Genomic DNA, 21,914 nt, shown 5'->3' with positions numbered 1-21,914 from the left:
ATGGACGTCTTGCCGATGCGCCGCGCACTTCACTTCCCGAAGCCGCTCGGCACTTCCCGAAGCTGTCCGGCATTTGAAACGCCCGTTGAGCATTGGCCAGTAGATCACGTACCGTCAAAAGCACTTCGGGAAGAGGCCGCCGCAAAACCAGTCGGACGGACTCGAAACGCTCCCGTGGTGCACATTCGGCATGCGATCAAAGGCGGGGACCGATGAAAATCAATTGGGACGACCATGAAGAGCTGAAGGCCGAAGGAATCGCCCTGGCCCGACGCTTCGCATTCGGCCAGGAGATGTCCTGCCTCAAGGTCGTGGCCGACCGGTCCGGAGATCTGAATCTCCCCCCGCACTGGCACGAGAACGAGCAGTGGGTCGTGGTCACCGAGGGCTCCATTCGCTTCGTCTGCGAAGGGACCGAGTACAAACTCAACGCCGGTGACGTCGCCTACATACCGGCGCGCCAGCGGCACACGGCCACCTTCGTCGGAGAAGAGGGAGCCGTTCTCCTCGAATTCTCCGCTCCGCCACGGCTCGATCTCGCGCCGGGCTCGATCGTTCCGTCGTCGATGAAGTTCGACTGACCGCCGGCGGTCAGCGACAGCGTCGAACGGGGGAATCGATCATGAGCAGCAGGTACGGCCGGGCCAACGAGGCGGCGACCATCCATGGCGCGTTCGCGCGGGTCGCCCGGGAGTTACCCGAGCGCACCGCCGTCGTCTCCGCGTCCGGAGCGATGACCTATGCGGAACTCGCCGCCGAGGCCCGGCACATCGCCCACCGCCTCATCGCCCTCGGGGTCCGGCCCGGCACCGTCGTTCCCGTGGTGGCGCGCAGGTCGCCGGGCCTGACCTCGGCGATCCTGGGCGTGCTGATGGCCGGCGGCGCCTACGGAATCCTGGACATGAGGTGGCCGGCACCGCGCATCGCCCAGTTCCTGCGCGCCATGCGCCCCCAGGTCGTCCTGGCGGACACCGCAGGCTCCGCCCGTCTGGAACAGGCGGCCGTCGACCACCTCACCTTCACCGGGCTACGTGACCGGGCAGCGGCCCGGGGCACCCCGGACGGCCCGCTTCCGGAAGTCGCGCCCGAGGCGTGCGCGACGGTCTTCTGGACATCCGGAAGCACCGGCACCCCGAAGGCGGTCCTCTCCCCCCACCAGGCGACCACCCGGCTGTTCACCCCGCAGCCCTTCATGGACTTCGGCGAAGCACCGGTGATGATCCACGCGGCGGCGGTGGCCTGGGACGCCTTCTCCCTGGAACTGTGGGGCATGCTGCTCACCGGCGGCACCGCGGTCTGCCACCCGGAAGACCTGCTGCTGCCCCCGGCGATCCGCGCGTACATCAGCGACTTCGGCGCCACCCACCTCTTCCTCACCCCGTCGCTCTTCGACGTCATCGCGGGCGGCGACATCGACTGCCTCGCCGGCCTGCGCGCCGTCCTCCTCGGGGGCGACAAACCCTCTCCCGCAAGCTGCCGGAGGCTCTTCGACGCCTACCCCGGTATCGAGCTGTACAACGGGTACGGACCGGTCGAATCCTGTGTGTTCGCCAGCACCCACCGCATCACCGAGGCCGACACCAGAGCGCCGGACGGCATCCCGGCCGGCCTTCCCGTCCCCGGCACGGACCTGCACATCGTGCGGGACGGCGCCGTGGTGCCGCGCGGCGAACCAGGTGAGATCGCCATCGGCGGCACCGGGCTCGCGCTGGGCTACCTGGACGCGCCCGGGCCGACCGCGGCCGCCTTCAGAGACATCGAGGCCGGCGGGGAGCGGCGCCGGGTCTACCTGACCGGCGACCAGGGACGGCTGGACGAGTCCGGCAGCCTGCGCTTCGCCGGGCGCAAGGACGCCCAGATCAAGGTCGCCGGACACCGGATCGAACCGGCGGAGATCGAGTCGGCCGTCCACGCCCTGGGAAGCAAGCGGTCGGTCGTCATTCCGATCCCCGACCGCAGCGGTGCCCCGCGCATCATCCTGTTCGCCGAATCACCCGGCACCGCCCTGTCGGAGCAGGATATGCAGGGCCGGCTCAGAGAGACGCTGCCCGCCTATATGGTGCCGTCCAAGGTGCACTTCGTCTCCGCGATGCCGCTGCTGGAGAACACAAAGATCGACAAGCGCGAACTCTCGGCGCTCTTCGGCTACCACTCCTGAAAGCCGTCCAGCAGTCCTTCATTCCTCCCTTCCACGCACTGTGTTCCCAGAACTCTTTCCCCGCACTCTTTCCCCGCACCCTTTTCCGACCCTGCATCCACGCAAGGACGTCACGTTGAGCACGCAAAGTCGCGCTGCAGAAAAATTCTCGGTAGCGCTGGAATCCATTCAGAGCAAACGCCGGATCGAGCGGGTCATGGAAGCGGCGAACGCTCTCCTCGACAGATATGCGCAACAGCCCGATCATACGGAACGCCTACGGCTGGCGTTCGAGCTCATCCGCCGTAATTTCACCGGCGAGATAGCCATGGTCTTCGGTGATCTCACCCTCGGCGCCGACAGCGTCGCCGACCCGGCCGGCGGGACGACGTTCCACTGTGCGTTCACCGTACCCGGCGGAAAGACCGGGACGCTCACCGCGCATTACACCGCGCCCGGCTCGATGGGCCTGACCGATTCCGAATGGCTGGATGCGATGCGGCTGCTGGCAGGAATCGGCGTGCTGGGCGTCGGAGGGACCGTCACATGCCCGGAATGACCGCGACCAAGAGCCCGGCGAGCCTGCTGGCGCAGCCGTACTGGTACCGGCGCCTGCCGGCGGGTACGGACGTGCACCGGCTGGACAGCGGCTTGTTCGCCGTCACCGGCAACGCCGCCGTACAGGAGGCCCTCACCCACCCCGGGATCGTGGCCGAGCACCCGCTCAAGGCCAGCGCACGGGCCTTCGGGCCCAATGTGCTCGACGCCGACGGCCCCGCCCACCGGGCCTTCCGCGCCCTGCTGGCGCCCGTCCTGTCCGCGGCGCGGATAGCCGAGTACAAGCAGACGCTGATGCCCGGGCTGATCGACGCGCTGGTGGACGGCGTCGCCGGCACCGAGACGGACGCGTTTCACCGGACCTTCGCGCACAAGGTCCCGTACGGCATCGTGTGCACCATCCTCGGTATCGACGCGTCCCTGGAGGACCGCTTCCACGAGCTGACCCGTCCGCTGGCCCGGCTCCTGGACTACCCCACCGAGGAGACCGACCAGACCCATACCAACGTCACCGAGCTGCTGCGGCTGATCGAAGAGCAGCGGGCCGCCCGCACGGCCGGGGACCATTCGCTCCTGGAGACCATCGAGCGGACCCGCGACCGCAAGGGCATCACCCTCACCGACAGCGAAGTGCGCGCCACGGCACTGCTGTTCTTCCTGGCCGGCACCGAGACCAGCAGCGCCTTCATCACCTCGCTGGTGTACTGCATGGGGCGCGCCATCTTCGCCCTGGACGAACTCCGGGACGAGACGGCCCGGGACGGGTTCATCGAAGAGGTCCTGCGGCTGTATCCGCCGGTGCAGACGATCGTCCGGTTCGCGCACGACGACCTGACGGTGCAGGGCGTCGGCATCCCGCGGCATTCGGCGGTGCTGGTGTCGGTCGCCGGAGCCAACCGGGATCCACGGGTGTTCGACCACCCCGACCGGTTCCTGGCCGGCCGGAGCCCGAAGGGCTCGATCCCGTTCGCGGTCGGCGCGCACGCCTGCCCGGGCGCCATGCTCGCCAAGGCGGAGTTCTCGCTGCTCATCGAGCGGCTCGTCGAGCGCTGCTCGGAGGTGGTCATCACCCGCGACCGGATGGCCATGGAGAGCCAGTCGTTCGCCCACCCGGCGGAGTTCTCCGTCGAGTTCACCGCAAAGTAAGAGAGAGGTAGCTGTGGAAGACAAGGTAGCTGTGGAAGACAAGCTCGCATCGCTCCGGGAGTGGCTCGGCGGCCTGCACGAGGAGCCGGTGGCCATCCAGGACGACACGGATCTCGTCGAGTCCGGCCTGGTGACCAGCCTCCAGTTCGTCCAGATGGTGATCGAGATCGAGCGCCTGCACGGACGGAAGCTGGAGCCGGGCGTGATCAACATCGAGTCGATGCGCACCCTGCGGGCGATCAACACGACCGTGTTCCAGGCTGCCTGATGGCCGCGGACACCTCCCGCGTCGCGGTGGTCTCCGGGACCTCGTCCGGGATCGGCGCGGCCGTCGCGGCGGAGTTCCTGCGCCGGGAGTACACCGTCGTCGGGCTCTCCCGGCGCGGGAACGCCCGTCTCGCACAGGAGAAGGGCTACCTCGACTGCATCGCCGATCTGCGGGACGACGCGGCGGTACAGACGGCCCTGGCCTCGGTGTCCGGGACGACCGCGGACCGGGTGAAGGCCGTGGTGCTCAACTCCGGTGTCTCACCGGACCCGGTGGACCTCCCCAAGGTCGACTGGCAGGTGGCGGCGGAAGCCTACGAGAACAACGTGCACACGGCGCTGAGCCTGGTCCAGGCGACGGCTCCCCTGCTCAAGCTCGGCGGCGGCGGTTCGTTCACGTTCGTCGGGGCCAGCCTGGCCAACGGCTACCAGCCGGAACGGTGGGCGTACGCGGCCAGCAAGGCCGCGTTGACCACCCTGATGCGCGCCTGCTCGGCCGAGTTCGCCGAGGACGGTGTCGTGGCGAACGAGGTGCGGCCGGGTCCGGTGGCAACCTCCATGACGTTCGCGGACGTCGATGGCGAGGTGAGCGACCAGATCATCCGCGCCATCAACGACGGCTTCCGCACGGACTGGCTCAAGGCGCCGCGCACCGTGGCGGAGTGGATCGTCTCGATCGCCGAGTTCCCGTCGAACGGGCCCACCGGCCAGGTCTTCAACTACAGCCGGAAAGTCCTGTAACCGCAGGGCGTCCCCCCCAACCCCCTCCGTTTTCCCCCACCACCCCGCACATCCCCCCACCTCCCATCCCCCCAGAAATCCCATCACCGCAGAAGACAGAAGGGTGTACCTCACCATGTCCGCATACCCCTCCTCCGAGCAGCTTCTCGACCTGTTCAACTGGGCCTCGCCCGCCATGCTGGTGACCGACGCCGAGGGCCTGGTCGTCCTCGCGAACAAGGCCGCCACGGAGCTCCTCGCGGGCCACGCCGCACCCGGCAGCAAGCTCGCCGAGGCGCTGGGCGTCGAGGGCTACGCCGCCCTCCTGGCGGCCGGGAAGCCGGTGGAGAATCTCCCCGCCACCTTCGCCAACCCCCACTTCACCTCCGGGTACGCCAACGTCGGCTTCGGCCGGGTGGATGGCGCCACCTACGGGTTCTGGGCCCTGCGCCCCGTCACCACCCACCCGACCCCCTCCCCGCGGGCCGGTGAGGGCACCTCCACCGCCACCGCGTGGATCGGCCAGGTGGACCAGGCCAACGCGGCCTACTCGCCGGCGGGCGCGGATGCCGTCCCGTTCATCCAGGCGTACTACGACACCTGCCCGGTGGCCATCCACCTCATCGAGGAGGACGGCACCGTCGCCCACGCGAACTGGAAGGACATCGCGATCGTCGGTGCGACCGAGAAGCCGGAGAGTTACGTCGGCCACCACATCCGCCACATCTACGCCGACCAGGAGGTCGTGGAGGACTTCCTCGGCCGCTGGGGCGAGGACGCGCCGATCATCGACTTCCGTGCGGACTTCCTCAACAAGGGCGAGCGGGTACCCGTGGTGATCTTCTCCACCGCCAAGGTCGAGGACGACAAGCTCAAGAACACCCGCTGCTTCGTCTTCCCCGACAGCGACCCGGAGCGCGCGCGGGACAAGGTCAAGGCGCTGGACCTGAACTTCTGAGCCGTCAGACCTCCGTTTCGGGCCGCAGCACAGGCCGGGCCCCGGTGAGCAGCTCTCGCCGGGGCCCGGCCCGTCCCGGAACCCCTCACCCACCTGGAGCGCACCATGGCTGACACACCCGCCGGACGGGGCCGCTGGCTCACCGGCTGGAACCCCGAGGACGAAGACGCCTGGCACCAGGGCGGCCACCGCATCGCCCGCCGCAACCTGATCCTGTCCGTCCTCTCCGAACACATCGGGTTCTCGGTATGGACACTGTGGTCCGTACTCGTCCTGTTCCTCTCCCCCGGCATCGGCTTCGGCTTCGACCCCGGCCAGAAGTTCCTCCTGGTGGCCACCCCGACCGTCGTCGGCTCGCTGCTGCGCCTGCCCTACAGCTACGCGGTGACCCGGTTCGGCGGGCGGAACTGGACCGTGTTCGCCACCGGGATCCTGCTCGTCCCCACGCTGCTGGCCCTGTACTTCGTCCAGCGGCCCGGCACCCCGTTCTGGGTGTTCCTGGCGATCGGCGCGGTGGCCGGAGTCGGCGGCGGCAACTTCGCGTCGTCGATGACGAACATCACCGCGTTCTACCCGCAGCGCCACCAGGGCTGGGCCCTCGGCCTCAACGCGGGCGGCGGCAACCTCGGTGTGGCGGCGGTCCAGCTCATCGGACTCGCGGTCATCTCCGTCGCCGGAAACACCCACCCGTCCTACGTCGCGGCCGTCTACCTGCCGCTGATCGTGCTGATCGCGCTGCTGGCCGCCTGGAAGATGGACAACGTGGACGCGGTACGGGCCGATCCCGGCGCCCAGCGCGAGGCCGTCCGGCACCGTGACACCTGGTGGATATCGCTCCTGTACGTCGGCACCTTCGGCTCGTTCATCGGCTACGGCTTCGCCTTCGGCCTCGTCCTGCAGAACGAGTTCGGTGCCACCCCACTGGAAGCGGTCGGCTACACCTTCCTCGGTCCGCTGCTCGGCTCCTTCTCCCGCCCGCTGGGCGGCCGGCTGGCCGACCGACTGGGCGGTGCGCGGGTCACGTTGTGGACGTTCCTCGGCATGGGCGCCGGCACCGCCGTGCTCGTCGTCGCCGCCGGCCTGCACTCCTTCGGCCTGCTCGTCGCCGGGTTCACCGCGCTCTTCGTGCTCAGCGGCATCGGCAACGGCTCGACGTACAAGATGATCCCGGCGGTCTTCGCCAAGGCGGCCGAGGACGAGATCACCTCCGGCCACGACGCGCACGGTGCCTTCGCCCGGGCCCGCCGGCTGTCCGGCGCGGTCATCGCGATCGCCGGCGCGATCGGCGGACTCGGCGGCGCCGCCATCAACCTCGCCTTCAAACTCTCCTACGCGGACGGCTCCGGCTCCGGCACCCCGGCCTTCTTCGCCTTCCTCGCCTACTACGCGCTGTGCGTGGCGGTGATCCGGGCCGTCTACCTGCGCCGGCGGCCCGCGGGCAGCGGGGACCCCGCGGGGACCGCCAGGGAAGTCAGCCATGTCTGAACCTCCCCTTCCTGTAAGGGAGTCGGGCACGCCATCCGCACCCGAGCCGGACCCCCGCTCCGTACCGGAGTCGGACACCCACTGCCCTTACTGCGCCCTGCAGTGCGGTACCCGGCTGCGCGGCGCGCGGGCGGCCGAGGTGACGGTGCGGCCCGCCGACTTCCCCGTCAACCGTGGCCGGCTGTGCCAGAAGGGGTGGACCGCTCCTCAAGTCCTGTCCGCCGCCGACCGGTTGACCCGTCCGCTGGTCCGCCGCCCCGACGGCCGGCTCGCCGAGGCCTCCTGGGACGTGGCGCTGGACCGGGTCGCCGAGGGCCTGCGCGGCATCCGCGACCGGCACGGCCCGGACGGGGTGGCGGTGTTCGGGGGCGGCGGTCTCACCAACGAGAAGGCCTACCTCCTCGGCAAGTTCGCCCGGCTCGCCCTGGGCACCAGCCAGATCGACTACAACGGCCGGTTCTGCATGTCGTCCGCCGCCGCGGCGGGGAACGCGGCCTTCGGCCTGGACCGGGGGCTGCCCTTCCCGGTCACCGACCTCGGGGAAGCACAGACGGTACTGCTGGCCGGCGCGAACGTCGCCGAGACCATGCCGCCCCTGATGCAGCACCTCGACCAGGCCGAGCTGATCGTCATGGATCCGCGGCGGACCGCCACCGCCCGCCGTGCGGCGCTGCACCTGCAGCCCGCGCCCGGCACCGATCTGGCGCTCGCGCTCGGCCTGCTGCACATCGCCGCCGTCGACGGGCTGCTCGACCGGGACTACATCCGTACCCGCACCCGCGGCTTCGACGACGCACTGCGCCGGGCGATGGCCTGGTGGCCGGAGCGGGTCGAGGCGCTCACCGGTGTGCCCGCGTCCGACCAGCGCAGAGCCGTCCGAATGCTCGCCGGGGCCCGGAACGCCTATGTGCTGACCGGCCGTGGGGTGGAGCAGCACAGCACCGGCACCGACACCGTGGCGGGCTTCGTCAACCTCGCGCTCGCCCTCGGCCTGCCGGGGCGCACCGGCAGCGGATACGGGTGTCTGACCGGGCAGGGCAACGGCCAGGGCGGCCGGGAGCACGGGCAGAAGGCCGACCAGCTGCCGGGCTACCGCTCGATCACCGACCCGGCGGCGCGCGCCCACGTCGCCGGCGTCTGGGGCGTGACACCGGATCGGCTGCCGGGTCCCGGACGCAGCGCCTATGAACTCCTGGACGCGCTGGGCGGTGAGCACGGGCCCCGCGGTCTGCTGGTGTTCGGCTCGAACCCGGTCGTCTCGGCGCCCCGCTCCGCGCACCTGACCGACCGGCTCGCCGCCCTCGATCTCCTCGTGGTGGCCGACTTCGTGCCGTCCGAGACGGCCCGGATGGCGGATGTGGTGCTGCCCGTCACGCAGTGGGCCGAGGAGGAGGGCACGCTGACCAACCTGGAAGGCCGGGTACTGCGCCGCCGTGCCCTGCTGTCGCCGCCGCCGCAGGTACGCAGCGACCTGGAGGTGCTGCGGGATCTCGCGGTGCGGCTCGGTGAACCCGCCGGCCGCTGGTCCGCCGACCCGCGGGAGGTCTTCGACGAGCTGCGCGCCGCGTCCCGGGGCGGCCGGGCGGACTACTCGGGGATCTCGTACCGGCGGCTGGACGCCCGGGAGAGCCTGCACTGGCCCTGCCCGGATGCGCCCGGTCGGCATCCGGGGACGCCCAGGCTGTTCCTGGACCGGTTCGCGCACCCGGACGGCCGGGCCCGGTTCACCGCCGTCGACCACCAGGGGCCGGCCGAGGACATCGGCCCCGCGTACCCGCTCTACGCGACGACCGGCCGGGTCCTGGCGCACTACCAGTCCGGAGCGCAGACCCGCCGGGTGGCCGAGCTGACCGGGGCCGTTCCCGAGCCGTTCGTCGAGGTCCACCCCGATACCGCGGTCCGGTCCGGTGTGGTGGACGGGAGTCTCGCCCGGATCTCCTCGGCCCGCGGGAGCATGACGGCCCGGGTGCGGGTGGATCCGACGATGCGCCTGGACACCGTCTTCGCCCCGTTCCACTTTCCCGGTGACGGCCGGGCCAATCTCTTCACCCACCCGGCGCTGGACCCGCGCAGCGGTATGCCGGAATTCAAAGTGTGCGCCGTGCGCCTCGAACCCCTGCCAGGAGCCACACCGTGAGCCACGTCCTCGTCCTCGGCAACGGACCGACGGCCCACCAGTTCGCGGAACGGCTCCGCCACCACGGGCACGAGGGAACCGTCACCGTCATGGGGACCGAACCCGGGCCCGCCCACCACCGGCCGTCCCCGCTCTCCGTCATCGAGGCCCTGCGCGCCCCGAAGGACCTGCGCCTGCCGCCCCCGCCCGGGATCGGTGTCCGTACGGACGCCGTCGTGACCGGTATCGACCGGGAGCGGCGGGAGGTGCGGGCGGTGGCCGGCGGGGCCGGGACCGCCGTCCCGTACGACACGCTCGTGCTGGCCATGGAGGCGCTCCCCACGGTCCCCGGCGTTCCCGGCGTCACCGCTCCCGACGGCAGCCTCGCCGCCGGCGTCACCACACTGCGGACCGCGGCCGACTGCGACCGGATCACAGGCGGGACCGTGGTGGTGCTCGGTGACGGGCCGCAGGCGGTGGAGACCGCGAGCGCGCTGGCCGCCCGCGGCACCACGACCACGCTGGTGTGCGGCGGCCCCACTCCCCTGCACGACCGCCTCGGCGACCTCTGCGGCGGCATGCTCACCGAGGAACTGGAGCGGTCCGGGGTCACCGTGCTCGGCGGCCGCACCGCCGTGCGGCGTACACCGGGTCAGCTGCGGCTGGACGACGGGACCACCCTCCGGGCCGGCACCCTCGTCCTGTGCGCCGGTGCCACCCCCGATGTCCGGCTCGCCCGCAAGGCGGGCCTGGACATCGGCACGGGCGTCGTCGTCGACGCACGGCTGCGCACCGGTGACCCGCACATCCACGCCATCGGCGACTGCGCCGAGCACGAGGGCCGGGCCATGGCGGGCACCGATGCCGCGCTGGAGCAGGCCGACGCCCTCGCGAGGATCCTCACCGGACGGGGCACGGCCCACCGGGCCGTCCCGCCGTCGCTCCGGCTGCGCACCCAGGCGGCGGACGTGTCCTGCATCGGCTCACCGGCCGATTTCGCACGGCCCGGGACCCGCCTGGTCACGCTCACCGACCGGGCGGGCCGGCGGTACGCCCGACTCGCGCTGCGGCACGACCGCGTTGTCGGGGCCGTGCTGTTCGGCCTGCCGCGGGCCACCGCCACGATCGGCCGCCTGCACCGGCTGCGGCAGCAACTGCCCACCGACCGGCTGGGGTTGCTCCTCGGCTGGCCGCCCAGACCCGCGTCGGACGAGGCCGAGGCGGACGGCGACGCCCTGGTGTGCCTCTGCAACAGCGTCACCGAACGCGCCCTCCACCAGGCCTGGCGGGCGGGCTCCCGCACCGTCGCGGCGCTCGCCGCGACGACCCGCGCCACGACCGGGTGCGGCGGCTGCGGCGAGCGGGTGCGGGAGCTGTGCGGCGCCTGGGCCCGCGGGTCCCGGAACGAGCTGAGGGAGGCCTCGTGACGCGCACGCTCGTCGTCGTCGGCCACGGCATGGTGGGCCACCGGCTCGTCGACCGGCTACGGGCCATGGACGGCGCGGGCGCCTGGCGCGTCGTCGTGCTGGCGGAGGAACGCCACCCCGCCTATGACCGCGTCGCCCTCTCCTCCTACCTGGACGGCAAGAGCAGGGACGACCTCACCCTCGGCGGGCGGGACGTGTTCGACGGCTCCCGTGCGGAACTGCGCCTCGGCTGCCCGGCGGTGTCGGCCGACCGGGCGGCCCGTACGGTCACTACCGCCGAAGGCGACGAGGTCGCGTACGACGCCCTGGTCCTGGCCACCGGCTCGCGCCCGTTCGTGCCGCCGGTCCCGGGCCATGACCTGACGGGGTGCTTCGTCTACCGCACGTTCGACGACCTCGACGCCATCCGCGCGGCCGCCCGCGCCGGCCGGCCCGGCGTGGTGATCGGCGGCGGGCTCCTCGGCCTGGAGGCGGCCAACGCCCTGCGCCTGCTGGGGATGCGCCCGCACATCGTGGAGACCGCTCCGCATCTGATGCCGGCCCAGCTCGACGCCGGCGCGGCACAGGTGCTCCACGAGCAGGTCACCGGCCTCGGCCTGCGGCTGCGCTGCGGCACCGCCACCGCGTCGGTCGACGCCCGCGCCGACCGCACGGTGCGCGGGGTGACGCTCTCCGACGGCACCCGTCTGGAGACCGACCTCGTGGTCTTCGCCGCGGGGGTCCGCCCCCGGGACGACCTGGCCGCCGCCATGGGACTGGAACGCGGCGAACGCGGCGGCTTCGCCGTCGACGGCCATTGCCGCACCCGCGACGAGCGCGTCTGGGCCATCGGCGAATGCGCCTCCGTCCAGGGACGCTGCCATGGCCTGGTCGCCCCCGGATACCGGATGGCGGACACCGTGGCGGACCAGCTGACGGGCCGCGGCGCCGCACCCTTCGACGGCGCCGACACCTTCACCGCGCTGAAGCTCTTCGGCGTGAACGTGGCAACCTTCGGCGCCACCCGCCCCGCGGAGGACGGGGCGCTCGATGTCGTCTTCGCCGAGGGCACCAGCCACTACGCCAAGGTCCTGCTGCGGCCGGACACCGGTGTGCTCCTCGGCGGGATGCTCGCCGGCGGCACCGGCTGCCCGCGCACCCTCGCGTCCTTCGTCGGCCGGCAGCCCCCCGCGGACCTGGAACAGCTCCTCCTCTCCTGATCCTCCTTTATCCCCCTTTTCCCGAATCCCACAGCAAGGAGTTCGCCTTGAAGACGATCGGCTTCATCGGCCTGGGCACCATGGGCAGCCCCATGGCCGTCAACCTCGCCCGGTCCGGGTACACCGTGCACGGCTGGAACCGCACGGACGGCAGGCAGGGCCCGCTGCTGGCCGCGGGCGGCCGGGCCGTGGCGTCGATCGGCGACGCGGTCCGCGACGCGGACGTGGTCATCACCATGCTCCCGGACACCCCTCAGGTCGAGGAGGTCGCGTACGGGCCCGAGGGGGTGCTGGCCCAGGCCCGGCCCGGGACGCTGCTGATCGATATGTCGACTGTCGCCCCGCAGACCTCCACCGCGCTGGCCGGCCGCGCGGCCGCGCACGGCATCCGCGTCCTGGACGCCCCGGTAGCGGGCGGTGAGGTGGGGGCGGTCGAAGGCATCCTGTCGATCATGGTCGGCGGGGAGGACGACGACTTCGAGGACGCCCGGCCGGTCTTCGAGGCCCTGGGCAGGACGGTCGTGCACTGCGGGCCGCACGGCGTCGGCCAGACCGTGAAGGCCGCCAACCAGCTGATCGTCGCGGTCACCATGCAGGCCTGCGCCGAGGCCGTGGTCTTTCTCGAGAAGTCGGGCGTGGCGCTGGAGGCGGCCCTCGACGTGCTCGGCGGCGGGCTCGCCGGTTCCCAGGTCCTCGCCCGCAAGAAGCACAACTTCGTGGCCCGGGACTACACGCCCAGTTTCACCATGGGGCTGCACCACAAGGACATGGGCATCGTCACGGAGACCGCCCGCGCCCTCGGTGCGGCCCTCCCGCTCGGCAGCACCGCCGCACAGCTGATCGCCTCCTCGGTGGCCCGCGGTGACGCGGACCTCGATCACTCCGCCGTGCTCCGCGGCGTGGAACTCCTCAGCGGATACGGCCACGAGCGGTAGGCCGCGTCTTGGGGATCAGCCCGGATCGGACCGCGTCGCCGCCCGCCTCCGCCGGGTACGTAGACTCGCCCCCCACTCCCTCCCCGAGCGATGCCGTGCGCGGGGACGGGAGGGACGTACGGGCGCTGCATCCGCAGGCCGTGGAAGCGAGAGAAACAAAGGGGGATTTGTGGCAGGTAGCCAGAGCGTGCGGAAGTTCGCACGGGCGGTGTCCGACAACACCGGGCTGCGGGGCGTCGCCGAGGAGGAGTTGCGACGCCGTACCGGGATCGACGCCGGCCGGCTGACGGCGGAGCAGGCGGCCGGGGCCGGCCGGGCAGCCGGCGGCCCCGGCGAGGCGAGCGAGTCGACGGGCGACGGGATGGACCCCGCCGACTTCCCCGCCGCCCGCGAGCAGGGCGGCAGCATCGACACGATCATGACCCAGCAGACCGTGCCGCTGGACGAGGCGCGGGAGGCGCTCAACCGCAGCGAGCAGCGGCGCGAGGACGGACGGCAGGTCCATGCGATCTGCCCGATGGTGATGCCGCGCGGCCGCTCGCTGCTGAGCATGCTGCCGGTGTTGTTGCTGCTGGTCGTGGGAGCGGTGGGCGGCGGCATCGTCGCCGCGGCCGGCGGTGACGTGGTCACCCACCCGCTCTTCGGGATCCACTACTGGCTGCTGTCGCTGGCGGCGGTGGCCTTCGTGTGGTGGCGGCAGGGCATGGTGATGGTGCCGGACGGCTGCCAGGCGCTGATCACCCGCTTCGGGAAGCTGGAGCAGGTGGTGGGCCCGGGCCGGGTGATCCTGCTCAATCCCTGGAAGCGGGTGTCGTACATCATCAACACCACCCGTGAGTACCCGTTCAACGCGCCGGTGCGCGAGGCACCGACCAAGGGCGGGGTGAAGGCGTCCATCGACCTGTTCATCCAGTTCCGGATCAGCGACCCGGTGGAGTTCGTCTACACGCTGGGCGCGGTGCGCGGCTTCGACGAGAAGCTGAGCAACGCGGTGAGCGAGACCATCCGCAGCCTCATCTACGAGCAGGAGGCGGCGGGCATCTACGACATGGTGGGCGAGGACACCGGCCGCCTGCTGGAGCAGCTGAACCAGCAGTTCCGGCCCGCGGTGGAGCTGACCAACGCCAACATCACGCACGCCGAGCCCTCCGACCGCGGCTACCGCATGGACCTGGCCGCACCGGAGATGGTGCGGGTCGCCAAGGACGCCTACACCCACGAGTACGCGCTCACCCTCCGCAAGGAACAGGACGAGGGCGACCTGACCAAGGAGCTGGCCTCCCGTCAGGAGACGCTCTCCGCGATCATGGCGGATATCGCGCAGTACCAGGCGCAGATGGACACCGCGGTGGAGCGGGAGACCAACCGGGCCGGGGCGCTCGCCCGGCAGCGGTACGTCCAGGCCGAGTCGGAGGCCAAGGCCAATGCGGCGCTGCTGGAGGCGCAGGCGCTGGACATCCGCGCGGTGACCGCGGCCGAGGCCCCGGAGATCCTGGAGTACCGCTACCAGCAGCAGGTGCTGGACACGCTGGAAGAGGTCGCGGACCATCTGCCGCGGCTCGTCCGGATCGGCGGCTCGTCCGGGACCGATGACGCCGCGGGGGTCGACTTCCTGGCGCTGGCGCGGGAGCTGGTCGGCGAGCGGGGCACGGAGCTGTTCTCGGACGAGGACATGGCCGCCGTGCGCGCACGTCTGGCGGAGGTCACCGACCGGATCTCCGGGCGCGAGGCGGAGATCGCCGCTCTGCTGGAGGCCGAACGGCCGACCGTACCCGCCGCTGCCGAAGGGCAGGCGGACGCACGCCCGGCAGGGCACGCCGAAGGAGACCCGGCAGGGCTCGCCGAGGCGGCCGGCGGGCACCCGGAGACCGGGCACGCACCGGCCGCACCGGAGTACGGGGACGCAACCGAGGAGGGCGGCGAGTGAGCACCGCACAGAACCGCAGGTCGGTCATCTCCGAGGAGGTGGCCCCCTGGAGTGAGATCCGCCAGCTGCTGCGCGGCGGCGAGGCGGGCAAGCTGGTGCCCGTCATCATCCCCCGCCACCACCGGCGCCGGCTGTGGTGGATGCTGCTGCTGTGGCTCGGGGTGTTCTCGCTGCTGTCCGGCGTGATGCTGAGTCTGGGCGCGTCGGACGGCCTGGCCGGTGTGGCCTACGGCGTGCTGGCCACCGTCGGCTACGCCTTCGGCACGGTCCTGGTGCTGTCCGGTCTGCTGTGGTGGTGGCGCTCGTCCATCGCCGAGATCGAGCAGGGCACGACCGGTGTCCTCACCCGCTACGGAGCGGTGACCCGCACGCTGGAGCCCGGCCGGCATTACCTGTGGCACCCGTGGTCGCGGGTCGACTTCGTAGTGGACACCGCCACCGAGATCCCCTACTCGGCACCGGTGGTGGCCTGCCCCACCCGGGAGAACGTCCCGCTCCGCTCGATCGAGTTCTTCCTGAAGTTCAAGATCACCGACGCGGTGCTGTTCGTCCGGACCATCGGGGCGGGCAACTTCGACCTGGTGCTCTCCAGCGCGGTGCAGGACGCCATCCGCCAGCGCGGCCGCCAGGTGCGCACCGAGCGCGCGTACGACCTGCGCGGCTCGGACGTGGACGATATGCAGGAGCTGCTCAACCGTCAGCTCTCCCGCTACGGGGTCCGCATCACCGGCTCCAACATCCCCGACGTCCAGCTGCCCGCCCAGTACCAGCAGCACCTCGCCACCCGGGAGCGGGTCGCCAAGGAGCGGGCCGCGTACGAGCAGGAGTGGGGGCTGACGCGCAAGCGGCGCATCGACAGCCTCCAGATGGACATCGAGCGGGCGAAGAAGGTGCGCGACGCGCGCATCGTCGAGGTGAAGGCCGCGCTCAACAAGGCCCGTGAGGAGGTGGCCCAGCTCCTGGAGGAGCAGGAGACCAACGCGCAGAAGGTCCGCTTCGAGATCGAGACCCGCGGCCGCAGCGGCCTGATCTCCGCCGAGAACGAGGCCCGCGCCCAGCGCCGCCTGGCGCAGGCGTACCGCGACAACCGCGCGGTGCTCCAGTACGAACTGGCCCGCCGGCGGCTCGAGGTCGGTGCGATCCTCGCCGGGAAGGCCCCGCAGCCGGTGGTCGTCCGCACGGACGGCACGGGGGCGGGCACCGACACCTCGGCGCTCTCCACCCTGCTCACCGCCCAGCTGCTGCCGCGGCTGACGGCCCTGCCGCCGGTGAGCACGGCTCTCCGCCCGGCGGACGGCGAGTAGCCCGGACGCCGGGGCGGGCCGCCCGCTCCGCGGCGGCGGCCGGTGGGGACGGCCGGCGGTCGTTCCCACCGGTTCCGCCGGCCGGACAGCGATCCGTCACCGGCCCGGGTGAGCACCGGCACGCGGCCTAGGGCCGCTCATCACCGAACTCCTGAGCCCACCCGGGGTAGGGTGGCCGCCGCCGGATCTTGACGGGGTATTGACACCCCGCGCTCCGGCTGATCCACAGTGGCGAGGAGAGGTCGGTACGTGGCAGGACGCGTGGCGCGCGTGTGGCGGGTGTTCACCGCCCATCCCGCCCGTACCGTCGTGATGGCCTTCGCCGCGGTGATCCTGGCCGGCGCCGTTCTGCTGGCACTTCCGGCCTCCTCCGAGACGGGCCGCGCCACGGATCCGGTCACCGCGCTGTTCACGTCCACCTCGGCGGTGTGCGTGACCGGCCTGGTCGTGGTGGACACCGGTACGTACTGGAGCGGCTTCGGCGAGGGCGTGATCCTCGCGCTGATCCAGGTCGGCGGCTTCGGCATCATGACGCTGGCCTCGCTGCTGGCGCTGCTGGCCTCGGGGAAACTGGGGCTGCGGATGCAGCTCACCGCGCAGGCGGAGACCAAGAGCCTGGGCATCGGGGACGTACGCCGGGTCCTGCTCGGGGTCGCGGGGTCCACGCTGATCGTGGAGCTCGCGGTGGGCGCCTTCCTCGCGCTGCGCTTCCGCTACGGCTACGGCGACGCCTTCGGCGAGGCCGCGTACCTGGGCTTCTTCCACGCGGTGTCGGCGTTCAACAACGCCGGATTCGGGCTGCACGCGGACAGCCTGACCGGGTACGCGCAGGACCCCTGGGTGACACTGCCGATCGCGGTGGCGGTCATCCTCGGCGGCCTGGGCTTCCCGGTGCTGCTGGAGCTGCTGCGCCACCGCACCCGCCGGCGGATGACGGGGCGGCGGACCTGGTCGCTGCACACCAAGCTCACGCTGATCACCACGGCGCTCCTGCTGGTCACCGGCGCGCTGCTGACCTGCCTGCTGGAGTGGGAGAACGAGGGCACACTGGGCCCCTTCGGCTGGGGCGCGAAACTCCTCAACGGCTTCTTCCACTCCGCGATGAGCCGCACCGCCGGTTTCAACGCCCTGGACATCGGGGCGATGCACCCCTCGACGCTGCTGGTCACCTGCATGCTGATGTTCATCGGCGGGGGCAGCGCGGGTACCGCCGGCGGCATCAAGGTCGGCACGTTCGCGGTCCTGGCCGCCGCCATGCTCGCCGAGGTGCGGGGCGAGCCGCACGCCGCGGTCCTGGGGCGCCGGCTCGCGCCGCATGTCGTACGGCAGGCGCTGACCGTGGCGCTGCTGGGCGTGGGGCTGGTGATGGCGGCGACCCTCGCGCTGCTGACCGTGACCACGGCGTCCTTCGAGGCGGTGCTCTTCGAGGTCGTCTCCGCGTTCGGCACCGTGGGGCTGTCCACCGGTATCACCGGCGACCTGCCCACCTCCGGCCGGCTGATCACCATCCTGCTCATGTTCGTCGGCCGGCTCGGCCCCGTCACCCTGGTCTCGGCCCTCGCCCTGCGCGAGCGGACCCGCCGCTACCAGCTACCCGAGGAGCGACCTGTCATTGGGTAACTACCTGCACTCCCTGCGCCGGCGCCGCCGCAAGCGGCTCGCCGCGCAGTACGCCCAGCCCGCCGGGGACCAGCGCGTCGCCGTCATCGGCCTCGGCCGGTTCGGCAGTTCGCTCGCCAACGAACTGATGAGCCGCGGCTGGGACGTACTGGGCATCGACACCGACACCCAGCTCGTCCAGAAGTACAGCGACGCCCTCACGCATGCCGCGGTCGCCGACTGCACCGACCCCGAGGTCCTCCGGCAGCTCGGGGTCAGCGACTTCACCAGCGCGGTCGTCGGCATCGGCACCGACATAGAGGCGAGCATCCTGATCACCGCCAATCTGCTGGAGGCCGGTGTGCCGAACATCTGGGCCAAGGCCGTCAGCCGGCAGCATGGCCAGATCCTGGAGCGGCTGGGTGCGCACCATGTCGTCCTGCCGGAGCACGAGATGGGCGAGCGCGTCGCCCATCTGGTGACCGGCCGGATGCTGGACTTCATCCAGTTCGACGACGACTACGCACTGGTCAAGACGGTCACCCCGGAGGTCATCACCGGCCGGCAGCTCGGCGAGAGCCAGGTGCGGTCGAAGTACGGGGTGACGGTGGTCGGCATCAAGCGTGCGGGCCAGGACTTCACCTACGCCACCGCGGAGACCGTGGTGGTGACGGGTGACGTCATCATCGTCACCGGCAGGACCCGGGCGGTGGAGGCCTTCGCGGAACTCGACTGAGGGCCGGGGCGCCCGCCGCTCCTCCCACCTTGAGCCCCATATCGTTTTTCGATAGCATCGAAAAACGATATGGGGCCGGAAGGGCTGGAGAGCATGAAGCACATATCCCGCTGGAAGCGGGCAGACACCTACATTATGGAACTGACCATCGGAGCAGCTCTGTTGCTCGTAGGGATATTCCAGGTCCTCCTCCCGGTCCTGCGCGTCACCGGCCCCTTGCCGCCGCCCGAAGCGCGCGAAGTGGTCGTGGACACGGCCGCGCGGCTGCCCGGCGTCACGACGTCCGGAACCGTGACACTGCGCGGAACCCACTACGCCGAGCTGGCCGTCAGCAACCCCGGCCTCGGCCAGCGCCTGCTCCTGGTCCTCCCCGAAGCGGTGGGCGGCCTGCTGGTCGTCGTGATCCTCACGGTGCTCCTGCAGATGGCCCGCACCTTCCGGCACCGCGACTTCTTCGTCCCGCAGAACACCTGGCGCCTCGCCATCATCGCAGGCGCGCTCATGCTGACCGGCGCCTTCGTCCCACTGACGGAGATGATGACCACCAACCTCCTGGCCCGGGCGACGCCGATGGCGGAGGCGATCACCCCCAACACGAACTACCACGTCGGGCCCATGTTCTTGGCGCTCCTCGTCGGCGCCACGTCCGCGGCGTTCCAGAACGGCGCCCGCCTGCGCGCCGACACCGAGGGGCTGGTCTGATGCCGCCGGAGGAGCCGCACCAGATCGAGTGCCATCTGGACCGTCTGCTGGAGGCACGCGGGCTGACCCTGGCCGAACTGGCCGCACGGGTCGGGGTGACGGTCGCCAACCTCTCCATCCTGAAGAACGACCGCGCCAAGGCGATCCGCTTCAGCACGCTCAGCGCCCTCTGCCGCGAACTGAACTGCCAGCCCGCGGAGTTGCTCACCTTCACCCCACGGTGAGCCACCCGGGCCCGCCGGACCGTCCGGGCGTCACGGCTCCTGCGGGTCCCGTGGGACCAACCGGTAGCGCATGGCCCGGAACGGGGCCCGCCTGCGCTCCCGGTCGCGGGCCCGGGCCTGCCGCCCCGCCTGCTGCGCCTGCTCCATCAGCTGGGCGAACAACGCGTTGCGCTTTCTGTGCCGGTAGAGGGCCGTGGTGGACACACCGGCCCGGGCCGCGGCGCGCGCCACGGTCTCGCCGGCCCGTAACGCCGCCAGGAACACCTCGGCCCGGCGCCGGTCCGCCGCCCCCTCCTGGAATGCCGCCACGTCAGGCGGCCTGTCGGGGGGTGAGCACGGTGAGCACGGGTTCCTCCGGTGGGGTGGAGAGGGCGGCCGCCCGGGGCGCCGCGCGGATGATCGCCGCCACGAGGTCGTACGGGACGGGCCGGGCGGGCGGGACGGGCAGGCCGCCGGGCGGCGGCGAAGCGTGGTGCGGGGTCATCGCCGGGAGGACGCCCGGCGGCGGCGCGGGCAGGTCCGGGCGGCGGCGAGCAGACGCTGAACCTGTTCGCCGGTGTCGGCCGGCTCGCGCACCGGCCCGGGGAACGGGATGCGGATGTCGCGGTGGCCGCGGGCGTATTCGTAGCGCAGGGTGACGCCGTACCGGTCGAGGGCGAGCGGACGTACGCGGATGACGCTGTGCAGCAGTCGCGGGTCGGCGAGCCGGGTCAGCTGCGCCACCACGTCCTCGTGGGCGTCGGCGAGGTGGGTGAGCATCGCCGCTTCGTCGGCGGCCAGGGGATCCGGTGCGGCCAGGACGAGTTGGTCGAGGCCGACGGCGACCGTGCCGTCGGCCGTTTCGAGGGTGGCGCGGACGGCGTCGAGGCGGAGGTCCGGGGCGCCGGCTCCACCTTCGTCGTCGGCGGCGCCGGCGCCGGCGCCGCATCCGGAGGCGGCATCGGGGGTCAGCCACCCCGACAGGGTCACTCGGGCCCGCACCCGGTCGCGCACCGCGGCGGGCGCGATATCGGTGAACTCCAGCAGCACGGCGAGGGTGCCGCGTGGGGCGCATACGGCCCGTGCGGCCAGCGGACTGTCGGCCGGCAGCCGGATCCGCAACCGGCCGCGTTCGTCGACGGTGTGCAGGCCGACCAGGTCGCAGCGGTACCCGTCCGTGGTGAGGGTCAGCGATCCGGCACGGCTCAGCACCGAGCGGATCCGCTCCGCGGCGGTCGGTTCGGCGGCCGGCTCGGTGGCAGAGGTGTCGGCAGCGCTCATCGGACCTCCAGCCCGTCAAGGTTTCATTAGGTTAGGCTTACCTAAGTTATCGAAGTCCGGGGCCGAGAGCCAACCCCGAGGCCGACCTTGGCGCAAAAGTCGCGGCGCGGCCGCCCGATCAGGCCGTCACGGCGCCTCGGCTCCGATGATGACTGGCCGAATTGTGGGCATGCCCTCAAGTGCCGAATGTGCAAGAGGTGTTGAGTGTGCACAGGGGGCGCATGGTGGTGCGTGAGATCTCGACCCGGTCACGAACCGGAGGATCGACGCGACACCTCTTAGGTGTGCCTTACCTCAGTTGTATGGTGGCGCCGTCAGTCCGGCGGCGGGGGAAGGAGCGTGGTGTCCATGGGCGACGTACGCCTGGTGGCCAAGGACCTGGACGTCGGGCACGGCGGACGCCCGGTGCTCACCGGGGTCGGCCTCTCGCTGCGGGAAGGCGTCATCACCGTCCTGGTCGGCCCCAACGGCTGCGGGAAGTCCACCCTCCTGCGCACCGTGGCCGGGCTGCTGCCGCCGCTCGGCGGCGAGGTACGCATCGACGACGCGCCGCTGCGCTCGCTCCCCCGGCGCGAACTGTCCCAGCGGCTGGCGTTCCTGCCCCAGTCGTCGCTGGTACCGGCCGGGGTCACGGTTCGTGAGCTGGTACGGCACGGCCGCTACGCCCACCGGGGCGCGTTCGCCCGGCACACCCGGGAGGATGTCGAGTCGGTCGACTGGGCGCTCGGGGTCACCGACGCCGCCCCGCTGGTCGACCGGCGCCTCGACGAGCTGTCCGGCGGCGAGCGGCAACGCGCCTGGCTGGCCACGGTGCTGGCGCAGCGCGCGGGGGTACTGCTGCTGGACGAGCCGACCACCTACCTCGATATGCGGCACCAGTTCGAGGTGCTCGATGTGGTGCGGCGGCTGGCCCGCGAGCACGGCATCGCCTGCGGTGTGGTGCTGCACGACCTGATGCAGGCGGCGGCGTACGGCGATGACGTGGTGGTCGTGGCCGACGGCGGGGTCACGGCCTACGGACCGCCGGAGGACGTCCTGACCCCGGAGACCATCGACCGCGCCTTCGGTCTGCGGGTCAACGTCGTCCGCGATCCCGCGACCGGCCACCTCGCCTGTTTCCCTCAGCGGCCCGATGCGGAACAGGGCGCCGCCGCGTCCTGATCCGCGTCCCGGCTTCCCGGTTTCCCCGCATCCCGGATTCCCGCCCCAGACGT

The 21,914-nt window shown here is 71.7% G+C and carries 22 protein-coding genes; 19 read left to right on the top strand and 3 right to left on the bottom strand.

Annotation, left to right across the window (positions count from 1 at the left end; all coding sequences use genetic code 11):
- Nucleotides 1–212 precede the first annotated feature (212 nt).
- The 18 genes from AZE13_RS11820 to AZE13_RS11735 all read left to right on the top strand — a co-directional run bounded on the left by AZE13_RS11820 (nt 213) and on the right by AZE13_RS11735 (nt 19,440).
- A complete protein-coding gene (locus tag AZE13_RS11820) occupies nt 213–581 on the top strand; it encodes a cupin domain-containing protein (protein WP_066929913.1) in 369 nt (122 codons plus the stop codon).
- 41 nt (nt 582–622) lie between these two features.
- On the top strand, nt 623–2,158 hold the full coding sequence (locus AZE13_RS11815) for an amino acid adenylation domain-containing protein (protein WP_066929910.1): 1,536 nt from the start codon (nt 623–625) through the stop codon (nt 2,156–2,158).
- Between the two features lie 115 nt (nt 2,159–2,273).
- Nucleotides 2,274–2,696: a hypothetical protein gene (locus AZE13_RS11810; RefSeq protein ID WP_147264646.1), complete on the top strand. Its 423-nt coding sequence runs from the start codon at nt 2,274–2,276 to the stop codon at nt 2,694–2,696.
- On the top strand, nt 2,693–3,841 hold the full coding sequence (locus tag AZE13_RS11805) for a cytochrome P450 (protein WP_181690326.1): 1,149 nt from the start codon (nt 2,693–2,695) through the stop codon (nt 3,839–3,841). The genes AZE13_RS11810 and AZE13_RS11805 overlap by 4 nt, the downstream gene beginning before the upstream one ends.
- 31 nt (nt 3,842–3,872) lie before the next feature.
- Nucleotides 3,873–4,109, top strand: a complete 237-nt coding sequence (locus AZE13_RS11800) for an acyl carrier protein (protein ID WP_066929903.1) — start codon at nt 3,873–3,875, stop codon at nt 4,107–4,109.
- Nucleotides 4,109–4,849 (top strand): SDR family oxidoreductase, encoded by a 741-nt coding sequence (locus tag AZE13_RS11795; RefSeq protein WP_066929901.1) that lies wholly within the window; start codon nt 4,109–4,111, stop codon nt 4,847–4,849. The genes AZE13_RS11800 and AZE13_RS11795 overlap by 1 nt, the downstream gene beginning before the upstream one ends.
- Before the next feature lie 115 nt (nt 4,850–4,964).
- Entirely contained in the window at nt 4,965–5,786 is an 822-nt protein-coding gene (locus AZE13_RS11790; protein ID WP_147264645.1) for a PAS domain-containing protein, read from the top strand.
- 105 nt (nt 5,787–5,891) lie between these two features.
- Entirely contained in the window at nt 5,892–7,271 is a 1,380-nt protein-coding gene (locus AZE13_RS11785) for an MFS transporter (protein WP_066929897.1), read from the top strand.
- Nucleotides 7,264–9,408, top strand: coding sequence for a molybdopterin oxidoreductase family protein (locus AZE13_RS11780; protein WP_066929895.1), 2,145 nt, complete (start codon nt 7,264–7,266; stop codon nt 9,406–9,408). The genes AZE13_RS11785 and AZE13_RS11780 overlap by 8 nt, the downstream gene beginning before the upstream one ends.
- Nucleotides 9,405–10,814 (top strand): FAD-dependent oxidoreductase, encoded by a 1,410-nt coding sequence (locus tag AZE13_RS11775; RefSeq protein ID WP_066929893.1) that lies wholly within the window; start codon nt 9,405–9,407, stop codon nt 10,812–10,814. The genes AZE13_RS11780 and AZE13_RS11775 overlap by 4 nt, the downstream gene beginning before the upstream one ends.
- On the top strand, nt 10,811–12,013 hold the full coding sequence (locus tag AZE13_RS11770; protein ID WP_066929891.1) for an NAD(P)/FAD-dependent oxidoreductase: 1,203 nt from the start codon (nt 10,811–10,813) through the stop codon (nt 12,011–12,013). Before AZE13_RS11775 ends, AZE13_RS11770 begins: the two co-directional genes overlap by 4 nt.
- Entirely contained in the window at nt 11,941–12,948 is a 1,008-nt protein-coding gene (locus tag AZE13_RS11765) for a 2-hydroxy-3-oxopropionate reductase (RefSeq protein ID WP_398780140.1), read from the top strand. Before AZE13_RS11770 ends, AZE13_RS11765 begins: the two co-directional genes overlap by 73 nt.
- A gap of 361 nt (nt 12,949–13,309) precedes the next feature.
- Nucleotides 13,310–14,875: an SPFH domain-containing protein gene (locus AZE13_RS11760; RefSeq protein ID WP_398780138.1), complete on the top strand. Its 1,566-nt coding sequence runs from the start codon at nt 13,310–13,312 to the stop codon at nt 14,873–14,875.
- On the top strand, nt 14,872–16,179 hold the full coding sequence (locus AZE13_RS11755; protein ID WP_066929887.1) for an SPFH domain-containing protein: 1,308 nt from the start codon (nt 14,872–14,874) through the stop codon (nt 16,177–16,179). Before AZE13_RS11760 ends, AZE13_RS11755 begins: the two co-directional genes overlap by 4 nt.
- 249 nt (nt 16,180–16,428) lie before the next feature.
- Complete coding sequence (locus AZE13_RS11750) at nt 16,429–17,799, top strand: TrkH family potassium uptake protein (RefSeq protein ID WP_066929885.1); 1,371 nt, start codon at nt 16,429–16,431, stop codon at nt 17,797–17,799.
- A complete protein-coding gene (locus AZE13_RS11745; protein WP_079123914.1) occupies nt 17,792–18,514 on the top strand; it encodes a potassium channel family protein in 723 nt (240 codons plus the stop codon). The genes AZE13_RS11750 and AZE13_RS11745 overlap by 8 nt, the downstream gene beginning before the upstream one ends.
- A gap of 135 nt (nt 18,515–18,649) precedes the next feature.
- A complete protein-coding gene (locus AZE13_RS11740; RefSeq protein ID WP_181690325.1) occupies nt 18,650–19,216 on the top strand; it encodes a DUF2975 domain-containing protein in 567 nt (188 codons plus the stop codon).
- A complete protein-coding gene (locus AZE13_RS11735) occupies nt 19,216–19,440 on the top strand; it encodes a helix-turn-helix domain-containing protein (protein ID WP_066929883.1) in 225 nt (74 codons plus the stop codon). Before AZE13_RS11740 ends, AZE13_RS11735 begins: the two co-directional genes overlap by 1 nt.
- Nucleotides 19,441–19,470: 30 nt before the next feature.
- Here the strand turns inward: AZE13_RS11735 and AZE13_RS11730 are convergent, their stop codons facing one another.
- From AZE13_RS11730 to AZE13_RS11725, 3 genes are read right to left on the bottom strand one after another with little or no spacing between them, the layout of a single operon-like run.
- Nucleotides 19,471–19,749: a helix-turn-helix domain-containing protein gene (locus tag AZE13_RS11730; RefSeq protein WP_066929880.1), complete on the bottom strand. Its 279-nt coding sequence runs from the start codon at nt 19,747–19,749 to the stop codon at nt 19,471–19,473.
- Between the two features lies 1 nt (nt 19,750).
- Nucleotides 19,751–19,924: a hypothetical protein gene (locus AZE13_RS36850; RefSeq protein ID WP_181690324.1), complete on the bottom strand. Its 174-nt coding sequence runs from the start codon at nt 19,922–19,924 to the stop codon at nt 19,751–19,753.
- Nucleotides 19,921–20,700: a DUF2470 domain-containing protein gene (locus tag AZE13_RS11725; protein ID WP_066929878.1), complete on the bottom strand. Its 780-nt coding sequence runs from the start codon at nt 20,698–20,700 to the stop codon at nt 19,921–19,923. Before AZE13_RS11725 ends, AZE13_RS36850 begins: the two co-directional genes overlap by 4 nt.
- A 348-nt stretch (nt 20,701–21,048) precedes the next feature.
- Between AZE13_RS11725 and AZE13_RS11720 the strand changes: the two genes are divergently transcribed.
- Nucleotides 21,049–21,861 (top strand): ABC transporter ATP-binding protein, encoded by an 813-nt coding sequence (locus tag AZE13_RS11720; protein ID WP_066929876.1) that lies wholly within the window; start codon nt 21,049–21,051, stop codon nt 21,859–21,861.
- Nucleotides 21,862–21,914: the final 53 nt, after the last annotated feature.

The sequence above is a fragment of the Streptomyces sp. NBRC 110611 genome (assembly GCF_001590865.1).
Classification (GTDB): domain Bacteria; phylum Actinomycetota; class Actinomycetes; order Streptomycetales; family Streptomycetaceae; genus Streptomyces.
This window is presented reverse-complemented; position numbering and strand designations above follow the sequence as displayed.